General features: G+C 38.2%; 3 protein-coding genes. All 3 read right to left on the reverse strand.

From position 1 onward, the window contains the following. Positions 1-72: 72 nt before the first annotated feature. Positions 73-1,665 carry an ABC-F family ATPase gene (locus tag CXF78_RS10400; protein ID WP_081430125.1) on the reverse strand — a complete coding sequence of 531 codons (1,593 nt, stop codon included), beginning with the start codon at positions 1,663-1,665 and terminating at the stop codon, positions 73-75. 428 nt (positions 1,666-2,093) lie between these two features. After that, positions 2,094-3,044 carry a hypothetical protein gene (locus tag CXF78_RS10405; protein ID WP_102036730.1) on the reverse strand — a complete coding sequence of 317 codons (951 nt, stop codon included), beginning with the start codon at positions 3,042-3,044 and terminating at the stop codon, positions 2,094-2,096. A 526-nt stretch (positions 3,045-3,570) separates the two neighbouring features. Continuing rightward, the gene (locus CXF78_RS22000) at positions 3,571-4,656 is read right to left on the reverse strand and encodes a methyl-accepting chemotaxis protein (RefSeq protein WP_102036731.1); all 1,086 of its coding nucleotides are present in this window, start codon (positions 4,654-4,656) and stop codon (positions 3,571-3,573) included. Positions 4,657-4,755 lie beyond the last annotated feature (99 nt).

Below are 4,755 nucleotides of genomic sequence, written 5' to 3' on the forward strand. Positions count from 1 at the left end.
GAACTTTTGTTCAGGGCTAATGGTGTTAATACGTAGCTATTGGGTATAACGGTTATTCGCAGTAAATGAAAATTACGCGTCGATACCTTTACTTGCCAAAAATTCGTCGTAAGAACCTTTGAAATCATTAATGCCGGTTTCAGTGATTTCAATAATACGAGTGGCCAAAGATGAAACGAATGCACGGTCATGTGAGACGAACATTAAGGTGCCTTCGTATTTTTCAAGCGCATTGTTTAATGACTCAATAGATTCCATATCCATGTGGTTGGTTGGCTCATCGAGTAACAAGATGTTGGCTTTTTGCATGATAAGTTTACCGAAATACATACGGCCTTTCTCACCACCAGACAACACTTTAACTGACTTTTTAATGTCATCTGCACCAAACAACATACGACCTAAAATACCGCGAACGGATTGATCATCATCGTTTTCTTTACGCCATTGACTCATCCATTCGAACAAAGTCATGTCATTAGCAAAATCAGCTTCATGATCCTGTGCGTAGTAACCAATATTGGCATTTTCAGACCAATTAATCGTTCCTTCGTCTTGTGGAATATCATGAACTAAAGTGCGTAATAAAGTCGTTTTACCAATACCGTTCTGACCCAAGATAGCAATTCGCTCACCCACTTCAACCATTAGGTTAAGCTTGCTAAATAATGGTTTGTCGTAACCTTTGGCTAAATTTTCAACCACAAGTGCATTACGGAACAATTTCTTTTCTTGTTCGAAACGAATAAATGGGTTTACACGGCTCGATGCTTTGATGTCATCAAGCTTAATTTTATCAATTTGCTTAGCGCGTGATGTAGCTTGTTTAGCTTTAGATGCATTGGCAGAGAAACGTGCTACGAACGTTTGTAATTCAGCTATTTGCGCTTTTTTCTTGGCGTTGTCACTCATTAAACGTTCACGTGATTGCTGTGCAGCCATCATGTATTCGTCGTAGTTGCCAGGGAACACTCGTAGTTCACCGTAATCTAAGTCAGCCATGTGAGTACACACTGAGTTTAAGAAATAACGGTCATGCGAAATAATAATCATGGTGCTGTTACGTTGGTTCAACATGTCTTGTAACCATCGAATAGTATCGATGTCCAAGTTGTTGGTAGGTTCATCAAGTAACAGTAAATCTGGGTTTGAGAATAATGCTTGCGCCAATAACACCCGCAATTTAAAGCCTGGTGCAATCTCACTCATTAAACCGAAATGTTGTTCAATGGCAATGCCCACGCCTAAAAGTAAGTCACCTGCGCGAGATTCAGCAGTGTAACCGTCCATTTCAGCAAATTCCATCTCAAGCTCAGAGACTTTGATTCCGTCTTCTTCACTCATTTCAGGTAAAGAATAAATACGATCACGCTCTTGCTTGACCTCCCACAACTCTTTGTGGCCCATGATCACGGTGTCAACGACTGAAAAACTTTCGTAGGCAAACTGATCCTGGTTTAATTTACCCATGCGTTCGTTAACATCTATAGAGACGTTACCGCTTGATGGCTCTAAATCACCGGCAAGGATTTTCATAAAGGTGGATTTACCACAACCATTCGCGCCAATTAAACCGTAGCGATTACCGCCACCAAATTTTACTGAGAGATTTTCAAACAGTGGCTTAGCGCCAAACTGCATCGTGATGTTAGCTGTTGTAATCAAAATGAAATTCCAAATCGTGTTGTGTGTTAAAGCCCATATCAAATTGTAGTCTACTTGCTCGAGTTGACGTCTATATGACTCAAGCGAACAAAAATGATATTGAAACTGGCATACGGCAGAGCCGAGGTAAATACGAAGCGCGACAGTGTAAGGATTTTTGGCCTAATTATCAACCTAGCAATAAAGAATAGGCTATACAAATTCAATCGACTTTTATGATAATGCTTCGATGTGAACCGGTATGAGATCATCTATGTGAATGTTGTAATGGCAATAAAGTGATGGCCTACCTTTAACGCCGAAAACTAAATCTGGCTTTCGGCGCCGGCAATAACTTTTCTGTTTTTAACATTAACTTGGGCTAAGGAATCGAATGAACACGCCAAAATGTGCCATTTGGGCCTATTCCATAACAAACTTGTCAATTGTTATACTCTGGCAGGTTCTACAATTTCATCTAAGTGAGTTTCTGCTTGGGTAAAACAGTTCTGTAGAATCTTTTTAGATGGATAAACACCCATAGCACTCTCGATAACCTGCTTTTCAAAATCGATAATAATCGGAATAAGATTGCTTGCTTTGGATATTTTACGTTTTCTCAATTTTTTCAATGCGGTGATTTCTGCAGCTGTTGGCGAGCTATCGAAGGTAAAGTAAAGATAATGAATCGTATTTTGCGATTTCATGGCGAGCATTTTTTTCAGCCCTAGCAATCTATTAAATAAGTCATCATTTTGTGCTTGAACTTGTTCAATCGAGACCTTACTCATATCGAATACCGATATCGAAATGACATTATTAAAATACTTTTTCGCCGCAATAAACTCGAGACCTTGTACTTTGGATTTATCGTCTTGCTCAAGCACTGATGCAGCTAACTCAACAAACTCATTGCTATTCACTAAGATATCTTTTAATCGTTCTCGGCCTGTGGGCAACGAGCTAAAATATGACGCTTTTTTCTGCATATTACGTCTAACGTAAAGCGCTAATGCTCCACAAAGAACTAAACAAACTATTTTACCGCCTATGCTATGCCAAAAATCAAGATATGGCGCTTCAGGAAGCACCATGCCAGCTTCCAAAGTCAGCCCTGTCACTTGCAAAGGAGTGAGGTCTATATACGCGTCTTGTTGTGGCAGCATGCCAGCAAACCGACCGTCATAATTCCACAGGGGGATAAATAGTATTTCAACTGATTTATAAATATAACCAATATCAACATAATCCCCATCAACGGTTTGAAAACGTTCATCATTTGGCAATTCCACTACAGGGACAATATTTTCGCCACCAAATGAAATTAAGCCTGCTTTAGCGTGTGCAGCATTAGGGGCAATAACGAGAAGAAATAGACATAGAAACAGAGTATTTTTCATTTTAATCCTTTATGAATAAAAAATATGCAATTGGTATTTAATACCAATCAATAACAAAAAGTAAATTATGGATTTACGTATGCGCAGTTAGTCTTGTATTGATTCCTTTCGACTAACAATTCAGGGTTATTATACCCAAATATATTCAGAGGTCGATAACAGTAACATCTCAAAAATAGCATTACAGTTATTTTTTAGCACCTGTGGACCTCAATATTAGGTACTAGGTAGTGATTTCTAACAAGCTAAATTATGAGAAATGGTGTGATAAAATAAAACGACACATTGGCAATGTAAAATAGATAACGGCATTAACAATTATAATTAATGACGACGAGAATATTAGTGCCTTTCTCTTTAAATTCCACAGCGCCATAAAATGCAGTTAATACATGTGGCGGTAAGCTAAGCGTCCCTAAACCTTTCACTAGCGGTTATGGCTGGGGAAATAGCAGGAAAAATACTCTCTAGTCAAACTATTTACCCAAGTTTTCTGCCGGTGCAACCCAAACGCATGAGACCTTATCTATTGGCTCAGTTGATCAAGGTAATGCATGACTTGTTGACTGGCTTTTTCCATTTTAGTCAAATGGTCAATCGCGGCCTTTTTATCACCTTTGATGATCAACTCTAATGCTTTTACTCCATTAGCATGCACTTCTTTATGTGGAACCTCTAACGAACGAAAGGCATTATTGGCGGCAAAATCATTCTTACCACTACTTTGATACCATTTGCCTAATCGACACATTGTATGATCAGCAAAACTATCAATTGATTTTTGACTAGAGCCATGAGCAACGGCATAGATTTCACCTTTCCACACAATATGGTCTAGTTTTACAGTTTGAATAAAGGTTCTTAATGATGCGTGGCTAATGGTATTTTTCATCGATGTACAGCAATCAATAATCTCGACATAGTCAGCATCAAGCTTTTCTACACCTATTGATAAATCACCATTACTATTTTGAATAACACTGACGGATTCAACGGTTGTTGAGGTAGTATCAATAATTTTATTGACCAGTTCAGACACTTCGTTTGCGGAAGTTTGAGTATTATTGGCTAATGAACGGACTTCGTCGGCCACGACACTAAATCCCCGACCAGCTTCACCTGCGCGCGCTGCTTCTATTGCGGCATTAAGTGCTAATAAATTTGTTTGCGCAGAAATTTTTGAAATAGTCGAAACGAACATATTGATGTTATCGGCCATTTTAGAAAGACCAGAAATATTCTCAGTTAGCATGCCCATCTTCGATGTTAACGAATTCATTCCAGCCACAATACGACTAAGAGAATCACTCGATGAATGGAGTAATTCACTGATCACATTGGTTGATTGATTTTCACGATCGATAGCTTGATATGACGATAAAACTGTTTCACGAACCCCCTCAATATGCTTAATACATTCAATAGTACAGTTTAATAATTGCTGTTCAAAAAACAGCTCTTCTTGATGGGCCTGATTGAGGCTTACTTGCGTTTTTAATTCATCATTATGCAGAGTTAATTGCTGGTTTTCCTGCTCTAGTCGTTGAACGCTTTGAATTAGTGCTTCATTTTGTTGACACTTTATTTGATATTTTTTTGTAGTCGTAAACATAATGATCTCATTCAATGGCTAAAATAGAAATGATACAAACACCAAAAATATAATCGCTTTTAATCAGAATAATGATACATACTTAAGGCAATATCCTTA

The organism is Shewanella sp. 11B5, assembly GCF_002836795.1.
In the GTDB taxonomy this organism is placed as follows: Bacteria; Pseudomonadota; Gammaproteobacteria; order Enterobacterales; family Shewanellaceae; genus Shewanella; species Shewanella frigidimarina.